This window comes from Lysinibacillus sp. NPDC059133, assembly GCF_042755925.1.
Taxonomy (GTDB): domain Bacteria; phylum Bacillota; class Bacilli; order Bacillales_A; family Planococcaceae; genus Lysinibacillus.
In genome coordinates, this window is record NZ_JBHZDH010000116.1 from 1 (window position 1) to 2,259 (window position 2,259).

2 protein-coding genes and 1 pseudogene are annotated in these 2,259 nt (G+C 33.8%); all 3 read right to left on the reverse strand.

Annotated features, from left to right (window positions below; all coding sequences use genetic code 11):
• Positions 1 to 297 precede the first annotated feature (297 nt).
• Positions 298 to 501 (reverse strand): annotated as a pseudogene (locus ACFXN8_RS26390) (NUDIX hydrolase); the annotation flags it as partial.
• A gap of 41 nt (positions 502 to 542) precedes the next feature.
• Entirely contained in the window at positions 543 to 665 is a 123-nt protein-coding gene (locus ACFXN8_RS26395) for a hypothetical protein (RefSeq protein ID WP_386848319.1), read from the reverse strand.
• Between the two features lie 792 nt (positions 666 to 1,457).
• A complete protein-coding gene (locus ACFXN8_RS26400; protein ID WP_376074902.1) occupies positions 1,458 to 1,829 on the reverse strand; it encodes a HesB/IscA family protein in 372 nt (123 codons plus the stop codon).
• Between the last annotated feature and the right edge of the window lie 430 nt (positions 1,830 to 2,259).

The window sequence follows — 2,259 nt, forward strand, 5'->3', positions numbered from 1 at the left end:
TGTTTTCGATAGTGTTTTGATTCTTGCATTAAAGTATATTGTTTTACTGCATAAGACAAAGTTGTATTATAGAGTGTACGGGCAATTTCAAAACGTTTTAATAGAATATCCTTTTGCCATGTATCTATAAATAACTTGAGCTCTATAATAAAACAATCTTTCTTCCACTTCGTCATTACCCGTCACTCCTTTCTTTTTTTGATTATTTACAATATACAATATAAACATATGTTCTATAAAGAAAAAAGCACTTCATTCCGCCCACCTCTGAAGAAGTGGGCTTCCTGAAGCTCACTTCTGTGAAACACCACAAAATTTTAGAATTTCGATTTCAATACCAGTCTCCTCTTTTACTTCCCTAATAGCGGTTTCTTTAAATGTTTCATTCTTTTCTACACGGCCACCAGGTAATTCCCACCCTCTAATAGGATCTTTTTTTAAAAGTATTTTTCTATATTCACTTAAAATAACAGCACCTGACGTTACGGTAAATTTGCAAATGGTTGATCAGCACCTTTACATTTAATTTAGAAGTACACTTTTTATTGTGGTACAGCATTTTCTAAAATACCGAAAAAATTGTTATCATTTTCGATTGTATAGGTTTCCTCTGTTTCATTCATTTGAACGAATGTTGCTATTCCTAAATTTGAGTTTTTAATCATAAACCATAGGGATGCCACATGCGAATGAAGCTAGTACTTAGATGCATTATTTTACCAGTTAACAGGATTGCAAATTTTTGAGAAAATAGTTGTAATACATTAAAATTTCGAGGTATCAATTAATTGAAGAAAAGCATTTTTACAAGCATTATATATATGGTTGTTTTTGTAGGTATGATCATTACATTATTTATTGCATATAAGGATATTGGAAATGTATTTGCAGCTAAGTTTATATTTTATTATTTAATTTTTCTTATTTTATTCATTATTTATATAGTAACCGTAACAATAATAAATTTTAGAAAGTTAAATAAGATGGCTAAAAGAAAGAGGTTCTTTTTTCTTATAATTCATTTCATTCTAATTAGTTGTTGTACCTTTATTTTTTACTATGTAAAAGAACCATCAGAAATAACTTTTTACAATATTGTACTTAAACCATCATTTATATCATTCAGTTTGGTTTTAGCTGATTTACCATTCGCAGCGAAAAAAAAGAAATATTGTTGAACTATCAGGATCTTTAAGAATAGGACTTGCATTTGTATGATTTATTTTCAGATTTGCGAGTCCCTTTGTTATGCCATACAACGTGAAAGCTTCAATTAGACAACCTGCGTAAAATCCCCCTCTTATTCCATATCCATTAAAAATTTTACCAATCGCTGTACGTTTCCTTCTCTTAAAAAGGCTATAAAAAAGCCTCCTTCATTCACCATGTTTTACAACATCATAAATCAAAGAAGCTTATTATTTAGAGCTCATGATTAATGAGCTTTTTGTTTAGTTTTAGTCACAAATCTCAGGCGTACCTTCACGTTTTGCTGTTTTGAAAGACGTGCCACAGCCACATGATGCGATAGCATTTGGATTATCGATCGTGAAGCCACCGCCCATTAGCGATTGTTTATAGTCAATTTTTGTCCCCATTAAAATCGGCGCATCTTCACGGGAAACAAGAATTGTTAAACCATGTTGTATATCTTCAAAATCATCTTCTTTTTTCTCTTGATCAAAATGCATACCGTATGATAGGCCACTGCATCCGCCACCATTAACAACTACACGTAAAAACGCACCTTGCTCTTCATTGTGCTCCATCATTTCATTAATATGAAAGACAGCCGCTTCAGTAACTTCAATTACTTGCTTACTTGTCATCCCAATCACCTTCCTTCTTAATTATTATCATATCAATTTTGACTATTGTATGACAAACATTCAGCTCCAACAGGATTTTGGTTCATTACTAATAGTTAAGGATGACATTTGTTAAAACGTATGCTAAATAGTTGATTTGGGGACGACAGGGCGACTCCTTGGGCTTACCCGGTCACGTCTCGGGTATACCTGATCACTTTCGGGGCTTACCCGATCACTTCCGGGGCTTACCCTATCACTTTTCAGGGACGCCCCCAGAAAAGCGCCCAGTTGGAACGGAAATCAACCTCACATGATCCTGACTACTCCACAGCTAAAGCAGTGGGGTTCTTATATACTTAAGAGAAGCGTTACAAAGCTCTCCACAGATGGTGTTGCCATGTCCTGTGTACAACATCTTTGATTTATCTTCTGTTCCATAAGACTTTCT